Genomic DNA, 17,483 nt, shown 5'->3' on the forward strand with positions numbered 1-17,483 from the left:
AGATTATTACGCTGCTCTGTAATAATAAAAATGTCGGCAGATCAAAATCTACCGACATTTTTAACCATAAGTTTGGTTTCAGAAAGCTTCCTTTATTGTTTCTCTGAAAAAAGTGTTTTTCTTTTGCTGTCCAATCCCCAGTTCAACCCTAAAAATGAAATCAGATTATCCTTATCACCATAATTCTTTCCAAAAGCTGCATTAATATAAACGCTGTCGGATACTTTATAGTTAATGATTCCGTTAGAACGATAGGTATTGTCTAAATCACTGCTTCTGTAAATGAATTCATACCCAATGGAAAATTTATTATAAACAAGCTCTATTTTTCCACCAAAATCATAATTGTTGGTTTTGCTGAACCCGTTGGCAACATCATAAACTGTTTTGTCCTGCATGTATCTTGCAACGGCATAAAAATTTAATCGTTTTTCAATCTTTGAAGGGTCTTCAGGGGTTTCTTTGATCATTACTTTGGGCTTTTCGTTCTTTTGATTTGCGGCTAACTTTTGTTCTTCAGCTGATTTTGGCTTTGGCTCTTGATTTCTCCTTTCCAGATTGATTCCAGAACTCATTGTCAGCCAAACCCCAAATTTCCCGAATTGATTATTTTTAAACTGGTTATCTAAAAAGAAAGTACTGTAGGCCGAAGCGACATCTAATTGAAAAGCAGGTTTTTCGTCAAGGTATTTTTTATAATTTTCAGTTTCTGTCTTGTAGTAATCTGGGACGAACTTTTCTAGCGCTTTTACCCTCATCTCATTTTTTTCATCTGGGCTGGCATTGGATGCTTCTATATCATTATATTCCTTTGATTTTCTAAACTCTTCCTGGATATCGGTTAATTCCTTTGATATATTCGTGTTTGAGGTTGTGATAGCCTCTATATTTTTTTTATTTCTTATTTTAACTACTGTAGTTCGCAAAGAAAAAGATACCGAAGGATTTTCCGTTTCAAGATTTTCAATTTTATAATTTTTCAGAAAGGCAAATGAGACTGAAACGTTTTTTGCTTCACTGAAAATGTTATTTTTATACTCCTCTTTTCTATTATCAGCATTTTTGATGGTTTTAATGCCAGCGTATTTCAACGCATCCATTTCCGTCAGAGGAAATAAATGGGTCGGGGTAAGTTCTACTGCGTACGCATTGGGAAGACCTTCATTTTCGCTGAAAGAATTCACAATACTGGTCATGAATGCTTTTTTCGATTTTGGGGTTTCCAGATCAGAAGTTGCCAAGCCGAGAAGTATTACACTTGGAGCATTGGAAAGCTCCAGCTTGTTTAACTCTGCACTAATTTTTTTGTTTTGAGAAAATAGTAATGTTGATCCAACTGTCAGAGTTACTAGTAATATCTTTTTCATAGCTCAATATTTATGTACTTATAGACTCCATAGATGAATCTGCCAGCTAAATCTTCGGTTGTTTTACCTTTAAAGGGGTTGAAGTCAAAATTCTTGCTAGGAATTTGAGGGAACTCGAATTTTATTCTGCATGTATTGATTAAGATCTGCAGATGGTTTACCTGCATATTAATATTAAAAGAAGTTGCAAAAAGTAAATTACCGGACTTTACATCTGCTTTTGGAATAGTAAAAGAAAATCCGTCATCTTTTAAATTGTTGTCATCTATCCGGGTTCCATTGATGATAAAATGGGGATCACCAAATTGTGTATTGGCACTGATTATTACATTCACTTCAACATTGTCTTCGTTAAAGTCCGTAATTTCTACTGTTTTTTTTGGAATCTTTTTCATGTCTATTGTTTTTTTGGTTTGTAATTGTTTTTTTAATTTTTGAAAAATCAGATGTTTCCTCTTCGATACCCTGCAAAATGATTAGGAGGATATCTCAGCTCCTGATTCTATTTCAAATTTATAATTTGTAATGTTTGTGGTCAATTACCTTTTTGGGTGATATTGTTGGTTTCAATAATTAAATGTTTGCGACAATTCTGCACCCCGATTAAATTCTCTATTTTTGCAGCATATTTTTACAGACATGCAAAAAGCGTTGATATATTTCGCATTGGGAACTGTAGTAAGCTTCCTGATTAATTATTTCTTTTTAAGTTCAGAAAACATTGGTTTGGAGTTCTATTATGCTATTGCTTTTGGTGCGGCCTGGGGTATTGCTTATTATTTGGATACTCCAGATTTTACACTGGCTAAAAAACTGGGACTGTCTTTTGTAGTGATGGCGATTCTGGTTGGTGCAGGTACTTTAATTTTTAAACTTGAACTGGCTATTCCATCCATTCTAAAGTTTTCTATGGTGTTTGTAGCCTATTATGTAATAGCAAGCTTTAGGGCAACTAAGTCATTAAGAAAATAAATAAAAGAGGCTTTCACAATTGAAAGCCTCTTTTATTATTAATGAATCATCATGAAACTTATTAGAGCAAGGCCTAAAAGCAAAAACATGAATGCAATAAAGTTAATGGTGAATAATATCATTCCGAGAATAATGCTTACCAAACCATGGGCGCGATAAACCCGCCTGTGAGCAATAAAGAAATAGGCCATAGTGTATAATGACAGGAGTGATATTGCTAAATATAAAATGGTATTAATCAGCCAGAAGTCTGTGAGACCCGCCAATTTGGTAAGTAAGAATATCAATAATATGGTAAGCAGTAAAAACGAGAAGTAATGCAGCGTGAAAATTCCGTGATCAAAGTACCACCATTTTTTCTTACTATGAAAGATCCATAAAAATAATGCGAAAAGAGGGAGATAGATAAAAAGTGCTTTTGGGAGATTATGAAATGACTTTTCTACCATACCGGCAATAATTTCCTTTTTCTTCACGCCTTTTTCTTTAAGCTCAAAGAATTTGTGAATGATAGGGGCTTCAATAAAACTAAGAGATGACGGATTTTTGGCTTTAGCAGAATCATAAGCCTTCCTGGTTTTGTAGTCACCAAAAGTAAAATCCGGATCTATTGTTTTGTCCATGTCAATCATATCTTCTATTTCAGAAGAGTCAGGAACTGCTTTTATTCCTTCAATCGCAAGAGAGTCTTTTTCAGTCAGATATTTTTTTGCTTTTATACTGTCTATAAGCTTTTGTTTTCCGACAGGTTTCATGACTTTTAAAAAGTTTGTTTTATTATTTTCACCACTATTTCCCTCTTTTGTAGAGCCTATATTAACCATAGGAAACAGAGCAAAAACGAAAAATGTAATGAAACTGACAAAAATATAAAGCTTTACAGGAGGAACGAATTTCTGTCTCTTTCCTTCCAGATAAGTGTTTGTCAGTTTGCCGGGTCTAAATAACAAATTTTTTACTGTTCCCCAGAACTGCCCGTCATAATGAGTGAAGTCTTCAATGAAATGGGTGAAAAGAAAGTAGAAGGGCTGTCGTCTTTCAGTATTTTCCTGTCCGCAGTGGGGACAAAACCTTTCTTCAACCTGATGCCCGCAGTTGAGGCAGGTTTTATCATCTCTTATTTTTCCGTGGCTCATGATTATGGAATATGATTGCCACAAATATAATTATTTCGATGAAATTGTGATGATGTTAATATATCTTACAGAATCGTTACAGTAAACTTAATAAAAGAAAGAGTTGAGGGAATAAACTCTTTGCTGTTTCATTGGTGTTTTTAGAATCTTGGAAGTGTATTTTTCATCGGCTCATGAGTTTTCAAGATCTGTGCCAAAATTGTAAATAGTGTTAAAATCTATTAATAGAAGGGGGCAGGGAAAAGATTATATAGATTAAATAAAATATGTTTTTGGGTTACAAAAATAATTTGTACCTTTGCACACCCTTTTAGGGGTAAATTATGTTTAATCTTTAACTAAAACGTGTGAATACATTAAGTTACAAAACTGTTTCAGCGAACAAAGCTACTGCTAATAAAGAATGGGTTGTGGTAGACGCTGAAGGACAGCCGTTAGGTAGATTAGCTTCTACGGTTGCAAAGATTTTGAGAGGTAAGCACAAAACGAACTACACACCTCACGTAGATTGTGGTGATAACGTAATCGTTTTGAATGCTGGGAAAATTACACTTTCCGGAAACAAGTGGGCTGATAAGACTTATATCTGGCATACAGGATACCCTGGTGGGCAGAAGTCTATGACTGCGGCTGAACTTCAAAAGAAAGATTCTTTAAAGGTATTAGAAAAGTCTGTAAAAGGTATGTTGCCTAAAAACAGATTAGGAGCTGCTATCCTTAAGAACCTTTATTTATATGAAGGAACTGAGCACAAACATGAAGCTCAACAGCCAAAAACAATTAATGTTAACGAATTTAAATAATTAATTATGTCTATAGTTCACAAAATCGGAAGAAGAAAAACTTCTGTAGCTAGAGTTTATGTAAAACCAGGTTCTGGTGTTATTACAGTAAACGGTAAAGATGCTAAAGAATATTTCTCTACAGACGTGATGGTTTACAAATTAAACCAACCGTTTATCCTTTCTGAGACTGTTGGTCAGTATGACGTTACCGTAAACGTATTCGGTGGTGGAAATACAGGTCAGGCAGAGGCTATCAGATTAGGTATTTCTAGAGCTTTATGCGAAATCAACGCTGAGTTCAGATTAGCATTGAAGCCAGCTGGTTTACTTACAAGAGACGCAAGAATGGTGGAAAGAAAGAAGCCAGGTCAGAAAAAAGCAAGAAAGAGATTCCAATTCTCAAAACGTTAAGATTTCTCGTTGGCAGATGGCTTATGGCTACTGGCTACAGAAATGTATTAAATTTTTTTTAAACTTAATCTCGGCGAAAAGCCCATTGCCAAAAGCAAAAAGCAGACCGCCAATTGCCCGTTACGTTTAGCATCCAAACGCTTCTCCCATCTAAAGAAGTTGTTGATTGTTTAAAAGACGGAAAGTAAACTAACAAAAACAGAAAACATGGCAAAAGCAAATGTAAAAGACCTTTTAGAGGCTGGCGTACACTTCGGTCACATGACTAGAAAGTGGAATCCAAATATGGCTCCATACATTTTTATGGAGAAAAACGGTATTCACATTGTAGACTTACATAAAACAGCAGTTAAATTAGATGAAGCATGCAGCGCTTTAGAAAAATTAACTTCTGCAGGTAAAAAAGTTCTTTTCGTAGCGACTAAAAAGCAAGCGAAAGAAGTAGTTGCAAAACACGCTTCTGAACTTAATATGCCTTATATTACAGAAAGATGGCCAGGTGGTATGTTAACGAACTTCGTTACTATCAGAAAGGCTGTAAAGAAGATGAATGCTATCGACAAAATGAAAAAAGACGGTACATTCGAAACTTTATCTAAAAAAGAAAGATTACAAGTTGACAGACAAAGAGCTAACCTGGAGAAGAACTTAGGTTCTATCGCTGACATGGTGAGACTTCCATCTGCTGTATTTGTAGTTGATATCTTGAGAGAACACATCGCGGTAACTGAAGCTAAGAAACTTGGTATTCCAGTTTTCGGTATCGTTGATACAAACTCTGACCCTAGAAAAGTTGACTTCGTTATCCCAGGAAACGATGATGCTTCTAAGTCTATTGATATGATCCTTAGCGTAGTTTCTGAATCTATCAAAGAAGGTCAGTCTCAAAGAAAAGCTGATAAAGAAAAATCTAAAGAAGAAGGAGAAAAAGTATCTGCTGATACAGATGCTGATTTCGATGCAGAATAATTGAAGATTTTCTTTAATATAGGAAAAACGCTGGATTTCGGTCCAGCGTTTTTTTATTTATATACAAGAGCTATTTCTTAGAAAAGTATGTATAAAACTCATTTTTATACTTAGTGATCAATTTTACCTTGAAAGTTTTAAAATAATCTTGTTTAGTATCTTTTGGCTATTCATTGCAAGAAAATATCAGAATTTTTTATTTAAAATAAAAACCCACAGAAACTCTGCGGGCTGTATGTTAGTTTGAAAGTTTTACAGAATAAGAAGTTGTGACAAACTTTGTAGACTGGTAAATAGAGTTGCACACAACCCCGGATAATCTGTAGTTCTGATTTTTAGGAACCATAGTGTATCCTATCTTACCGGCACCAATAGGAATTTTCTTGAAAAAATTACCTCCGCTTACTGTAAGCACCATATTGCATGGGGATTTATTTTCTACAGAAATAGAGGTCCTGGGATTTTTAGGATCATCACTATTAAGAAGGTCATTAAGTACGTCGGCTGTTTCCGGTTTATAAGTCTTTATAAGATCATTGTACTCTCTTTCTGTATTGGCTCTGTTACCGGAATTGTTGGCAGGATAAGGGTAGGAAGTTCCTCCCGGGTAGGCTCCATAATTGACATTACAGCTGGCAAGAATCAATGAAGTTCCGGTAAGAACTAATAGTTTTTTCATCCTATTTTATTTTTTGACTTTTGTTTTTTCTGTGATTGCTCCGTTATCTGCTCCTTTTGAATTGATTTCAGTTCAACATTGGAGGGTTTCGGGTTGTCTATTGTTACAAATATACTTTTTTTAATGTCTTTCTGAGAGGAATATTTCATATCACAGATGTTGCTGCTAAGCGTATATGAATCTTTTTTAAGTACAATGAAGTTTTCTGCACGAGCAGGAACTGCAAGATTATAAAACTCTTTTCCTTCTATCCGTAATACAATATTGCAGTCAGAATTATTTTTGAATAAGAGAATAGCTTCATTGCGGCTGATATCCTCATTAAACATAGCGTTCAGCACCTTTACTGTCTTCTCCTTATGTTCAGCAGATGTTTCAGCAATAAGCTTTCTAAACTCTTCCGCATCATCAGAATCAGGATTCCTCATCGCGTTCTTCGGAATATCCGCAATAACAGACCTTGCTTCCATAGGTTTGGCAGTAAGTGCACCCTTTGTCCATTCGGAGTTTTTTAAAGCAATAAGCTTGGGCTTCAGCACGGTTTTTTTAGGATCGTCAGGGTGTGCGTTCTTCAGGTATTCTTCAATTTCTTTAATATTTGTGCTTTTTAAAATGTCTTTACTGCTCTTTTGGGCCTGTGTAAAGTTGGAGATAAGAAATGTGAAGAATAAAATTGTTAAAAAATTTTTTTTCATCATATCGTTTAATTCATCAGTTTATCCGGAATTTGATATAAGTAATGGTTTTTCCTTTCGCTGAGAATAGCTCTTCATAATACGTTTTGATATCTCTCAAATGCTCTGTATTAGGATCGTATTCTGGTGCACCATATATATCATGGTGGGCAGAAATGATCTCATAACCTGCTCCTTGCAGATATCCAAGCGTATACCCATGCAGGAATTCTGAATCGGTTTTAAGGTGAATGATACCTCCTGGCTTCAGGAACTTTTTATATCGGTTTAAAAAATCCGGATGTGTTAATCTGTGTTTTGTTCTTTTGTATTTAATCTGTGGATCCGGGAATGTAATCCAAATTTCGTCAACTTCATTTTCTGCAAAGAAATAATCAACAAGCTCAATCTGAGTTCTCAAAAACGCTACATTATTCATGTTGTTTTCTACAGCTTCTTTTGCGCCAAACCAAAATCTTGCTCCTTTAATATCTACTCCGATAAAGTTTTTTTCAGGAAATGTTTTTGCGAGCCCTACAGAATATTCCCCTTTTCCACAACCTAATTCCAGTATAACTGGATTATCATTTTTAAAGAAATTGTCTCTCCATTTTCCTTTAAGATCGAAACCATTTAAAGCATCTTCCCTTGTTGGCTGGATTACATTCGGTAATATTTTGTTTTCTGCAAATCTTGCTAATTTATTCTTGCCCATTGAGTTATAAAATGAGTGCAAAAATAGTGAAAATTTATGGAGTCTCTATGTCTTTTGGTGGTAAAAGACATAGAGATAATTTGCCTTTGGTGTGTATTATTGACTTCCCAGAGCCACCATAATGGGTCTTTCAATTGTTTTTTGTGAAGCATACTGAGCTCCGCAAACCAGGCTGGTAAAAAGATATTGCCCTTTTTCTATAACAATGGAGCCTTCGCCCTGAGCAGGAACTGCCAGTCTATATTTGGTAGTTCCTACACCTTCCATTCTTACAATGATATTGCAGTCTGACTTATTTTGAATCAAAACAATGCATTCCTTAGCATTAGGATCATTATCAAATAAGGAATTTAAAATTTTTACAGTCCTGTTTTTATGTTCTACAGGAGAGACTGCCATTAACATGTTGAACTCTTCTGCTTCAGTGTTGGGAATTGCGCTATTGGCAGTAGTGTTGACAACATATGTATTTTGGGCAGTACTGGGCGTATACACAGTGGTAGATTGTTTTGCAGCCAGCTCAGCTTTATATTTTGCAATCTGTTTTTGTTTGATGATGGCATTCATTTCATCAAAGGTAATTTTGGTAGAAGGTCTTCTCCGCAGCATAGCAAGCATTTCCTGCATGTCTTTTACCTTTTGGTCTGCAGGATGTGCATTCTTGATATACTCTTTCATCATTTCCATCACCCTGGGTTTCAGAACGGATCTTTTGGGATCATCAGGATGGGCGTCCCGTAAAAAGGCATTAATCTCGTAGATATTCTTACTTTTCAAAATATTACTGTAGTCTTTCCCTTTTTTTTGAGAAGACATGGTAACGAAAAACATACAACAAAGAAGTAAAAGTAATTTTTTCATTAATTAATATTAAATTAAAAATTCGGTGCTTCACTCTTAATTTGCGTTTTGGTTGCTTAGTTTTTATTTGATAACGAAATACAAGGCTTTTTATTTTTAAACACTTGTTTGTGAGATAAAATTAAGCATATTTTTGAACATTAAAGAATAATGTGTTGTGAAATTTGAATAATTCATATTTTTCGAATAGCAGTAAAGGATAGATGGTCTTTCCAGCTATTCAACAAAAAAATAACCCATGTAATATACATGAGTTATAAAATATTTTGAGTTGTTTTTTACCTGATTTTCTAGTTACTGCCTACAACTTCCTGAAGATGCGAACTTCTAAGTCTTTTCTGGTAGATTGGAAGGTATTTTTCAATAGGCACTTTCACAGCTTCAAAGTTGCCTGCCAGCACATAAGCCTGGATGTTTTCTGAGGAATAAACAAACTGAAGGAAGTTATCAATTAAGTTTTCCGGTATTTTAAATTTGGCAAAATAATCTTTACCCAGATAATTTTTGATCTGTGCCACAGAACTGTTCATCCTTTCATAGGCCTGATAACGCTGTTTTTTCTTTCTTTCTCCTGAAAGAATATCATAGATGCTTTCCAGACTGAAGGTAAGACCTCCATCCCGAAGTCCGGCAACAGGCAGTTCTGGAGGCGTACCGTCACCTTTTGGTTCAGGAAGACCAATTACTTTTTTAAGAGCATAAGCTTTGTCTTCTTTTCTTAAAGAATTTACATCATACCGAAGATTTCCGGTAGGCTTGAACCTGCTGAGAACAATTTCCTGAATTTCATAATAGGCAATCTTAAGCTCAACCAGATTTTTTTGTTCCATGGATTGAGGGGTAAGCTTGATATCTTTTCTTTCGGTTACAATAGAGGTAAACCGGATCACATCCCCGGTATTGGCCGGAATATTAAAATTACCATTGTAATCCGTAAGAACAGTTTTTTGTGTATTCAAGTTTGTGACATACACCTGATTGAGATATAAAATAGAGTTGTCTCTCAGAAATACCTCCCCGGAATATATTTGTGCATTAATTTTTGCCAGAAAAACCAATAGCAGCAGAGTAAACAGTTTCTTCATATAATGCGCAAAATTACATAGAAATAAAGCAATTATATATAGTTAGATGAAGAATAGTGGTTAAAGTTATATTAAACTTTGGGATTTAATTGTTAAGGAGTGTTAGAAACCTGCCATTCATTTAAAAAGTAGGGTATGTATATAAAAAACCGGAAGAAAGAGGTGCTGAATCTTCAATTGATGTTTCATCCGGCTTTCTGTTGTTATCTATGTTTTACAAGTAGCCAGCTTGTGTATTTTACCAGAAGATTGGAACCATATTCTGTCCAGGTAATAAAGTACCAGTAATTTGCTGTAGGAACATACCTGCCACCAATTCTTCCATCCCAGGTGTATCTGTTTTCAGGAGTACCTCTGAAGACTTCCGCACCATACCTGTCAAAGATACGAAATACAAGATTATCATTCTTCATTAAAGCAGAATAGTCTATTGTTTCATTAACGCCGTCTCCATTTGGAGTAATAGTGTTGATCAGATTGATAATGGCAAAGGGTTTTTTAATATCCTCACACATTTTGGAGTCCCTTACAAATATATTGTGTGCTCCTCTGGGAACATTGTAGAAAACATTAGAACTTTGCCATACTACACCATCTAAAGAATATTCATAAGGGGGTGTACCACCACTTGCTCCAACTTTTACAGTTGTTCCGTCAATTTCAATAGAGGTTATTATAGGAAGCGGCAGTTCTGTAACATTTACGGATTGCTTGTAAACACATCCATTGGAGGTAAGTTCTACCCAATAACTTCCGGGGCCGACATTGGTGATGGAAGGAGTGGTAGCTCCTGTGCTCCATAAATATTTTTCAAAACCAGGTCCTGCATTAAGTGTTGTAGTTGTTTTTGGACAAATTGCCTTGTCTTTTAGAATGTCTGATTTCTTAGGAACTTTAATGTTGATTTTCAGAGTGCCTACTTCAGGACAAATTCCATTTTTTTCAAAACGGATATAATAAGTCTGCGAAGTCGTAATATTAACAGTGGGTGAAACTGCATTCACATTATTCTGCGCATCTGCTAAAGTTGCATGGAAAGTGTAGGCTACATTTGGATCTAATGTAAACTGAGGAATAAACTGAGTTAAGTTGATGTTTTTTATTCCATCTAAATCATCATCACAGATGCTTTCAGTAACGTTTTTTGTAATCAATGTTATTTTGGCTCCGATACTGAATTGTAAAGGTTTGATTACGGAAGCACATCCATCAGGAGAATCTACTCTGATATAAATGGTTGTGTTTGCTGTATAACTCCAGTTGTTAGGGAGACTATTGCTATTTCCTGCATTGGCATCTGCTAAATTTGCATAATATCTGACATTCGTAAAGTAATTAGGGTTATTCAATACAATAGGGGTAATATTGGAAAGCACAACAGTAACTGATCCATCCAGATTATCATCACAGAAAACACCATTGTAGTTATCCAATATGATAGCTTTATTAAAAAGAGATAGTGTTATTTGTGCAATATTTTTACAGCCAATATGGTCATTAACAACTGCATATATGATTGTTCCGTTAGTTGCGGTATAGGCGGTTGTGTTATTTATCAATGCTGCGGCATTTTCATTCTGAGCATCCAGAAGGGTAGGATAATAAGTAATGGTAACAGGGGAATTGCTGGTAACATTGGCTGTCGTCAGATTGAAGGTTCCCTGCCCATTGATATCACAGGCAGATAATGTTGCATTCATTACCGTTAGAGGCTGAATATTCAGGGTAACGGTTACTGTTTCACAATCCGGGAAGTCGGGGTCGTTTCCGCAGAATGTATAAGTGAATGTATCTGTTCCTGATGTGCCCAGAGTATTTACAGTATAAGTAATAATACCAGTAGCAGGGTTTACAACAGCTGTACCTAATGAAGGCGCTGTCGTAATAGCTACCGTACCTGGACTGGGAGTCTGTGATGAACTGCTGAATGTAGGAATTATGGTTTTAGCATTACATACGTTATATGATGTATTGGTCAGTTTTGTACAGTTCAGAACTTTAAATTGTTCAGTAACCAAAGGTGCACAACTTCCCATTGTTACAGAGCATGTGTAGTATCCTGGTAATGTAGGGGTGATTGTCGAAGTGGTAGCTCCCGGAACAATAATTCCGTTTCTATACCATTGGTAGGTATCATAGATTAAAGGATCTACGGTAAGTATCATTCCCGGAATACAGCCGCCTCCGGATTGTAAAATAACAGGTTGTGTAGGAAAGCCCGCAAAAAAGCCTCCATACCCTACAGCATCACTTCCGGCATTGATTCCAGCCATAATTGCTTTATCTGAAACTACAGTAATCGTACCCGTCACGTTGGGTATTCCATAAGTGACCCAATTCGTTGTACCCGTCATGTTGTAAGGGCCGGTTATTGCAGGAGGACTAGCTCCGTTCACTGTAACGTTAGCTCCTCTTTCAGTAATAATATTTAGTTTTGTGGGAATATTAAGCACTCCTCCGGGGTTACCATTGGAATGAACAAAATTTTCATTGATAAGGCCAAGTTCATTAATTTGCTTTGGCAGGTAACAGTTCAAAGCAGGAATATAATTAAATCCACCGGTGGCCGTTTCATTTCCTGTATTTGCAGCTCCTGCTAAAATTTGGTAGACATAAGCATTTTTTGATGTTTTGAGATATAAGTTATAATGTCCGTTGCCCTGAAGGATGTATTTTGAGTCGGGAATTACAAAGTATTTTCCGGCATTGATGGTAGAAACAGGAAGAATTTCATTATTGACAAATATCTGAGTATTGTCTTCAGTAGCTATTACAATAGCTCCTTCCATGTGGGAACCAATAGCACCATTACCTTTTACAAGAGCAAATTCATTTCCGAGTCTGTTGACAGGTACTGCCTGGTCCATTAAAATATCTGAGCTGGAAGTGATGTTTCCTGCATATTGTCCATTAAAATTTCCGTTGGTAACATTGATTGGTTTGGTTGATGTAATTTTAGCCCCAATAAAACCATCAAAGTTTGATGCGATATTTCCAATCCCATCAATAATATAAGATTGCCCTTTATTTAAAATGAAAGTGATTGTCGGGTTGGTTGCTCCGGTCATTCCGTTTGAAAACTGAACGGCAGGGCTATATCCGGAAATCGTGACGGAAGTATTATCTTCAGTTGCCAGTATACTTGTCATAAAGTTCAATATAGGATTGCTTACTGTGATAGGAGCAGAAGCTACATAGAATTTTTGTCCTGTGGAAGGAATCCCTTTTGAAGTAAGGATTTCCGCATGATTGAACACAGAGAACCTTAGATTGGCATAAAAAGGAAATTCAGCTTTAAGATATAACCCCTTAGATGTTGGAGTAAATAGATCTGCCTGCAGTTTGGTAATAATATAAGTCCTTAATACATCAAACTTTTGAGGGTTGTTTTTACTGATATTTACCGTCCCGATCAGAATATTATTGTTATAAATGCTTACAGGAAAAGGGGTTGTTCTGTTAGTAGATAAGTAAAGTTTCTGGTAAGGAGAAGAAGCACCTGATCTGTCTATCATGGGAGCAAACCAATGCTCTCGGTCCAACTGGGCAAAAGCAGAAGTGAAAATACAGAACATAAACAAAAAACATAAAATTTTTTTCATTCAGCGGTGGTCTTTATCACAAATTTAGTAATAAAAAGTATTAAATTGTTGAAAATAGAACAAAAAATACATGATTTTGAAATTGTAGTTAAACAAAATTTAAGTTTATGTTATCTTTTTTTCTCTTTTTAACATAATATAATAAGCAAATTTAACTTTACAGCTTAAAAAAATGAGCCATGATCTGATGATCGTGGCTCGTTCAAAATAGTTTTAAACTAATTATTACTCTCTGTTTTTAACAAGAATCCAACCTGTATATTTTATTGGAGTCTTTTCTTTGTTGGATTCATTCCAGCTGATATGATACCAGTATGTTCCTGTTCCCAGTTTTTTATCAAAGTGTTTTCCGTCCCATCTGTAGTTGTTGAATCTATTTCCGGTAAACACCATATTTCCATATCTGTCATACACTACAAAGCTCAGATTTTCTTTGTAAGCAAGCTCACTGTAATCTATATAATCATTTACATTATCTCCATTAGGTGTAATGGCATTTAACAGATTAGGAATCGTGACTTCTACAGCAACAGGAGTACAGTTATAAGCATCTTTTACATAGAAAGTATGCTGACCTCTTGTTAAGCCTGTAAAGGTACTTGAGTCCTGCCAGTTAGCAGTTCCGTCAACTGCATATTTGTAAGGTGCTTTACCGCCGCTTACAATTACAGTTGCTGTATTATTGTTAATCTCAATAGTCTGGATTACCGGATCTTCCACTTTTTTAACTTTTACAGTCTGTGTAAGGAAACATCCGTTCTTACCAAGAATTACCGTGTATTCTCCAACACCTATGTCTCTGATACCTGATGTGGTAGCTCCTGTACTCCATTGGTACGAATCATATCCGGGACCAGCATCCAGGCTGGTTTTTGCATCCATACAGATATACTGATCTACAAGGATTGGAGATTTTTTAATTGGAAGTACAATTAATTCAATTTTTGCATTTGCTGTACATCCTTCAGCAGTCGTTACTTTCACATATACAAATCCTCCTGTTGAAGGGAAATTTTCGGGTGTTGTGATTTCGTTGATCCCTGCTGTAAGGTCATTCAGAGTGCGGTAATATTTTTTCGTAACAGCATTATAGTCTGTTACCTTTGCTTTTGTAAGGTCAAAATAAGCATAAGGAGCCACATCATACCAGCAGGCCTTAATAGAAGTGTCAGTTACAATGAATGGCACTACCGTAAGGTTTAAAGTTACCTGCTCGCAATCTGTAAACTCAACTGAGTTTCCACAGAATTTATAAACAATTTTGTCTGGTCCTAAATATCCGGGATTAGGAGTGTACGTGATGGTTCCGTTTGGATTAACCACGGCTGTTCCCTTGGTAGGAGGAGTTATAATTACTACTGTACTTGGAACCACAGTTTGGGTGGAAGAAGTAAACGTTGGAGTAATAATTTTAGTAGAGCAAGCATTAAGTGCCTGTGTAGTTTCTTTTAAACAAGTTTGTACTTTATAGATAGGAGTTGTCACAGGAGGGCATGTTCCCATCGTTACTTTTACGGTATAATTTCCTGACTGCGTAGGAGTATAGGTATAACTGGTAGCGCCCGGAATGGCAACTCCGTCACGGAACCATTGGTAGGTTTCATATCCATCGTCTACTTCAAGAATGATTCCCGGTACGCACTCACCTGTCTTTTTCGCAATGACAGGGATTGATGAGAATCCTGCAAAGTACCCTCCGTATCCCGCAGAGCTATATCCTCCGTTGATACCTGCTGTTACAGCTTTTGTAGACGTAATCTTAATGTTTCCGGTTACACTGTTGATGGCATAGGTTACCCAGTTCGCATTTCCTGCCAGTGGATAAGGTCCTGCATCAGGTAAAAGAGGAGCATCATTTAACATGACAGTAGCGCCAGCCTCTGTTAAAATATTTAATTTTACTTTCAGGTCACTTGGTGTTGAGCTGGCTCCTCCTACCCCAAGAGGCATTTCATTGATCTTCCCGATTTCATCAATTTTTCTTGGAAGGAAACAGTTTAATGGCGGGATATAGTTAAATCCATTGGTAGCATCACTTGCTAATACTCCAATAAATTGATATAAATATACATTTTTGGTTGTGGAAATGAACATATTTGAATGTCCTGATGTCCCCTGAGCAACATAGCTGGTTTCATTAATTCTGTACCATTCTCCGGCAGCAAGTGTAGCAACAGCAGTACCTCCACCATTTAAATATACTTCGGTATTATCTTCAGTGGCCACAATAAGACCACCCTCCATATTTAAGATAGGATCAGTAGATCTTGTTTTTACCATGGCAAAAGTATTCCCAAGTCTGTCAACCGGAACAGATTGATCCAGAACCGGGTCACTTCCTGTTGTTGAAGCAGAGAAATTGGCGTTACAGCTTCCATTGGTCAATGTTACTGGCTTGTCAGCAACTATTTTGGCACCAATAAAACCTGTTTTGTTTCCAGACTGAGATCCGGATCCTGCAAGAATGAAAGATTGTCCTTTTTGTAAAGTAAAAGTCTGAGTATTTCCAGTTGGGCTGCCGTTAATAAACACTACTCCAGCGGTTGGGTTCCATGATACTGTTACATTCGTGTTGTCTTCAGTAGCAAGGACACCTGCCGTAAAATTCTGAATACTGCTTGTATTCGTATTGGGAGCAGCAGCAACGAAAAAAGTTTTTCCAATTCCGGCCTTTCCTTTACTTGTTATTACTTCCCCATGAACACTCTGAGCCAGTCTTAAGCTGCAGTAAAAAGGTTTGGCAGCCTTTAAATAAAGCCCTTTATTACCCACATTGAATGCTTCGGTAGATGTTCCTGTGGAAATAAGGTTATTGGCAACCTTATAGGTTTGTGGATTACCTTTGCTGATTGTAACGGTTGTAACCACGGTATTATTGTTGTAAATAGTTACATCAAAAGGAGTTGGTGAATCAGTAGAAAGGTATATCATATTGTTATACCCTCCAACACTGTCATAATAAGGAGCAATCCAATGCTCGGTATCCCTTTGTGCAAAGAGTGGATTAATTGTCAAAAAAATTAATACCAAACTGAGTAGAAATCTTTTCATGTGTATGGAATTAGGATTTCTACAAAAATAAAATAAAAAATGAAATATTTTTAATAAAGTTTAAATAAATGTTAAAAAAATATCGCCAATTTTTAACTAAAAGCCATCTTGGATACGAAACTGGTAATTAACTTTTAAGCTTGAGCTGTGTGATTATCTGTGGATAGTTCTTTAATGGGTGATTTTTTTAATTCTGCTAATTTTTAAGAATGTGGAGTTGTATTGATGAGTGGAATAATATTAATAAAAAAATCCCGGTGAAATTCACCGGGATTATATTTTTTTTGAAAAAGTCAGCTTACAGGCTTACTCTTACAAATCCTGTTACTTTTAAGTCTGCATTTACAGATTTTACGTAATCAGCAACTGAGATACTTCCGTCTTTAATGAAATCCTGGTGTACCAAAGTGTTGTCTTTGTAGAATCTCTGCATTTTACCTTTCAGGATGTTATCGATAATGTTTGCAGGCTTACCTTCTTCAGTAAGTTTGTGTCTTTCGATTTCTAATTCTCTGTCGATAGTTTCCTGAGAAACAGCAGTTTCATCAAGAGCAATTGGGTTCATTGCAGCAACCTGCATAGAAACAGCTTTAGCCGCTTCTTCAGCTCCGTCTACTTTAGCAGAAAGAGACGTGATTGCAGCGATTTTGTTTCCAGCGTGGATGTAAGCTCCTAAGAAATCTCCCTGGATTCTTTCGAAAGATCCGATTTCGATTTTCTCACCGATAACTCCTGTTTGCTCAACTAATTTCTCAGCAACAGTGATCCCGTGGAAATCTGTAGCTAAAAGCTCTTCTTTAGTAGCAGCGAAGATAGCCATTTCAGCTAATTCGTAAGCTAGCTCAACGAAAGCTTCGTTTTTAGCAACGAAGTCAGTTTCACAATTTAAAGAAATTACAGCACCTAAAGTGTTGTCTTCGTTTACTCTTGCGATTACTGCCCCTTCAGTAGACTCTCTGTCCGCTCTGTTAGCAGCAACTTTTTGTCCTTTTTTTCTAAGGATATCTACCGCTTTTTCGAAGTCTCCTTCAGCTTCAACTAGAGCTTTCTTGCAGTCCATCATACCTGCACCTGTTTGGTTTCTTAATTTAGCTACGTCTGCAGCAACTGGTGTATAAGACATAATATCTATTATTTTTTATTTAAGATTAGTATTAATTTTTAGCTTAATTTTAG

15 protein-coding genes are annotated in these 17,483 nt (G+C 36.2%); 4 read left to right on the plus strand and 11 right to left on the minus strand.

What is annotated here, in order from left to right:
- Positions 1-92 precede the first annotated feature (92 nt).
- On the minus strand, positions 93-1,367 hold the full coding sequence (locus tag C8D70_RS17125; RefSeq protein WP_110368122.1) for a hypothetical protein: 1,275 nt from the start codon (positions 1,365-1,367) through the stop codon (positions 93-95).
- A complete protein-coding gene (locus C8D70_RS17130; RefSeq protein ID WP_110368123.1) occupies positions 1,364-1,762 on the minus strand; it encodes a hypothetical protein in 399 nt (132 codons plus the stop codon). The genes C8D70_RS17125 and C8D70_RS17130 overlap by 4 nt, the downstream gene beginning before the upstream one ends.
- Before the next feature lie 244 nt (positions 1,763-2,006).
- On the opposite strand from C8D70_RS17130, the gene C8D70_RS17135 reads away from it, so the two are divergent.
- The gene (locus tag C8D70_RS17135) at positions 2,007-2,339 is read left to right on the plus strand and encodes a hypothetical protein (RefSeq protein ID WP_076594875.1); all 333 of its coding nucleotides are present in this window, start codon (positions 2,007-2,009) and stop codon (positions 2,337-2,339) included.
- Between the two features lie 38 nt (positions 2,340-2,377).
- On the opposite strand, the gene C8D70_RS17140 is transcribed toward C8D70_RS17135, so the two are convergent.
- Complete coding sequence (locus tag C8D70_RS17140; RefSeq protein ID WP_181416150.1) at positions 2,378-3,475, minus strand: DUF3667 domain-containing protein; 1,098 nt, start codon at positions 3,473-3,475, stop codon at positions 2,378-2,380.
- Between the two features lie 347 nt (positions 3,476-3,822).
- Between C8D70_RS17140 and rplM the strand changes: the two genes are divergently transcribed.
- From rplM to rpsB, 3 genes are all read left to right on the plus strand, one after another.
- The gene (gene rplM, locus C8D70_RS17145) at positions 3,823-4,278 is read left to right on the plus strand and encodes a 50S ribosomal protein L13 (protein WP_002976217.1); all 456 of its coding nucleotides are present in this window, start codon (positions 3,823-3,825) and stop codon (positions 4,276-4,278) included.
- 6 nt (positions 4,279-4,284) lie between these two features.
- Positions 4,285-4,671, plus strand: coding sequence for a 30S ribosomal protein S9 (gene rpsI, locus C8D70_RS17150; RefSeq protein WP_002976218.1), 387 nt, complete (start codon positions 4,285-4,287; stop codon positions 4,669-4,671).
- Positions 4,672-4,878: 207 nt separating this feature from the next.
- The gene (rpsB, locus tag C8D70_RS17155) at positions 4,879-5,640 is read left to right on the plus strand and encodes a 30S ribosomal protein S2 (RefSeq protein ID WP_062675707.1); all 762 of its coding nucleotides are present in this window, start codon (positions 4,879-4,881) and stop codon (positions 5,638-5,640) included.
- Between the two features lie 238 nt (positions 5,641-5,878).
- Here rpsB and C8D70_RS17160 read toward each other — a convergent pair whose 3' ends face one another.
- From C8D70_RS17160 to tsf, 8 genes are all read right to left on the minus strand, one after another.
- Positions 5,879-6,319 (minus strand): DUF6759 domain-containing protein, encoded by a 441-nt coding sequence (locus tag C8D70_RS17160; protein ID WP_076594877.1) that lies wholly within the window; start codon positions 6,317-6,319, stop codon positions 5,879-5,881.
- Complete coding sequence (locus tag C8D70_RS17165; protein WP_228408057.1) at positions 6,316-7,017, minus strand: DUF6759 domain-containing protein; 702 nt, start codon at positions 7,015-7,017, stop codon at positions 6,316-6,318. Before C8D70_RS17165 ends, C8D70_RS17160 begins: the two co-directional genes overlap by 4 nt.
- Positions 7,018-7,030: 13 nt before the next feature.
- Positions 7,031-7,708, minus strand: a complete 678-nt coding sequence (gene trmB / locus C8D70_RS17170) for a tRNA (guanosine(46)-N7)-methyltransferase TrmB (RefSeq protein ID WP_110368124.1) — start codon at positions 7,706-7,708, stop codon at positions 7,031-7,033.
- Positions 7,709-7,804: 96 nt separating this feature from the next.
- Positions 7,805-8,569, minus strand: a complete 765-nt coding sequence (locus C8D70_RS17175) for a DUF6759 domain-containing protein (RefSeq protein WP_110368125.1) — start codon at positions 8,567-8,569, stop codon at positions 7,805-7,807.
- Between the two features lie 290 nt (positions 8,570-8,859).
- Positions 8,860-9,654, minus strand: a complete 795-nt coding sequence (locus tag C8D70_RS17180) for a hypothetical protein (protein ID WP_110368126.1) — start codon at positions 9,652-9,654, stop codon at positions 8,860-8,862.
- A 203-nt stretch (positions 9,655-9,857) separates the two neighbouring features.
- Positions 9,858-13,256: a T9SS type B sorting domain-containing protein gene (locus tag C8D70_RS17185; protein WP_181416151.1), complete on the minus strand. Its 3,399-nt coding sequence runs from the start codon at positions 13,254-13,256 to the stop codon at positions 9,858-9,860.
- Between the two features lie 225 nt (positions 13,257-13,481).
- Positions 13,482-16,307 (minus strand): gliding motility-associated C-terminal domain-containing protein, encoded by a 2,826-nt coding sequence (locus C8D70_RS17190; RefSeq protein ID WP_110368127.1) that lies wholly within the window; start codon positions 16,305-16,307, stop codon positions 13,482-13,484.
- Positions 16,308-16,605: 298 nt separating this feature from the next.
- Positions 16,606-17,430, minus strand: coding sequence for a translation elongation factor Ts (gene tsf / locus C8D70_RS17195; RefSeq protein ID WP_034692936.1), 825 nt, complete (start codon positions 17,428-17,430; stop codon positions 16,606-16,608).
- Positions 17,431-17,483: the final 53 nt, after the last annotated feature.

Origin of the sequence: Chryseobacterium sp. CBTAP 102, from assembly GCF_003201365.1 — a bacterium.
In the GTDB taxonomy this organism is placed as follows: domain Bacteria; phylum Bacteroidota; class Bacteroidia; order Flavobacteriales; family Weeksellaceae; genus Chryseobacterium; species Chryseobacterium candidae.

Coding starts and splice junctions, on each gene's coding strand:
- C8D70_RS17125 (WP_110368122.1), bottom strand. CDS start 1,367: ATGAAAAAGATATTACTAGTAACTCTGACAGTTGGATCAACATTACTA.
- C8D70_RS17130 (WP_110368123.1), bottom strand. CDS start 1,762: ATGAAAAAGATTCCAAAAAAAACAGTAGAAATTACGGACTTTAACGAA.
- C8D70_RS17135 (WP_076594875.1), top strand. CDS start 2,007: ATGCAAAAAGCGTTGATATATTTCGCATTGGGAACTGTAGTAAGCTTC.
- C8D70_RS17140 (WP_181416150.1), bottom strand. CDS start 3,475: ATGAGCCACGGAAAAATAAGAGATGATAAAACCTGCCTCAACTGCGGG.
- rpsI (WP_002976218.1), top strand. CDS start 4,285: ATGTCTATAGTTCACAAAATCGGAAGAAGAAAAACTTCTGTAGCTAGA.
- rpsB (WP_062675707.1), top strand. CDS start 4,879: ATGGCAAAAGCAAATGTAAAAGACCTTTTAGAGGCTGGCGTACACTTC.
- C8D70_RS17160 (WP_076594877.1), bottom strand. CDS start 6,319: ATGAAAAAACTATTAGTTCTTACCGGAACTTCATTGATTCTTGCCAGC.
- C8D70_RS17165 (WP_228408057.1), bottom strand. CDS start 7,017: ATGATGAAAAAAAATTTTTTAACAATTTTATTCTTCACATTTCTTATC.
- trmB (WP_110368124.1), bottom strand. CDS start 7,708: ATGGGCAAGAATAAATTAGCAAGATTTGCAGAAAACAAAATATTACCG.
- C8D70_RS17175 (WP_110368125.1), bottom strand. CDS start 8,569: ATGAAAAAATTACTTTTACTTCTTTGTTGTATGTTTTTCGTTACCATG.
- C8D70_RS17180 (WP_110368126.1), bottom strand. CDS start 9,654: ATGAAGAAACTGTTTACTCTGCTGCTATTGGTTTTTCTGGCAAAAATT.
- C8D70_RS17185 (WP_181416151.1), bottom strand. CDS start 13,256: ATGAAAAAAATTTTATGTTTTTTGTTTATGTTCTGTATTTTCACTTCT.
- C8D70_RS17190 (WP_110368127.1), bottom strand. CDS start 16,307: ATGAAAAGATTTCTACTCAGTTTGGTATTAATTTTTTTGACAATTAAT.
- tsf (WP_034692936.1), bottom strand. CDS start 17,430: ATGTCTTATACACCAGTTGCTGCAGACGTAGCTAAATTAAGAAACCAA.